Origin of the sequence: Nocardioides guangzhouensis, from assembly GCF_004519545.1 — a bacterium.
In the GTDB taxonomy this organism is placed as follows: domain Bacteria; phylum Actinomycetota; class Actinomycetes; order Propionibacteriales; family Nocardioidaceae; genus Nocardioides; species Nocardioides guangzhouensis.
Genome location: NZ_SDKM01000163.1, coordinates 1 through 318, shown reverse-complemented (window position 1 = coordinate 318; position 318 = coordinate 1). Strand labels below are relative to the sequence as shown.

Sequence of the window (318 nt, the reverse complement as noted above, 5' to 3'; positions counted from 1 at the left end):
CGAGGTTCTCGTCGTTGCGGTGGTCGGGGATGAGTGCCTTGCGCTTCTGAGCCGCGGTGCCGGTGCCCTTGCGCGGCAGGTCGAACCCGTCCATGGCCGGGTCCCCGGCGGCGACCGTGCGGCCGGTCTTCAGGTGCGTGCGGTCGGCCTCGTAGAACACCTCGGAGACCGGGTCGAGCGGCCCGGCGCCGTACAGGGAGTCGAGGTCGAGGGCCGGCGAGCGGCCCTGGATCAGGGCGGCCGGGGAGATCCGTTCGCCGAGGGTCACCTTGGTCGCGTCGAAGGTCAGGTCGTGGTCGACGAACTGGCCGAGGTAGG

At 71.7% G+C, this 318-nt stretch carries 1 protein-coding gene; it reads right to left on the bottom strand.

Features of this window, described 5'->3' with window-relative positions; genetic code table 11:
- The coding region (locus tag EKO23_RS25630) for a peroxidase family protein (protein WP_217702821.1) at positions 1-318 on the bottom strand (318 nt) is incomplete at both ends.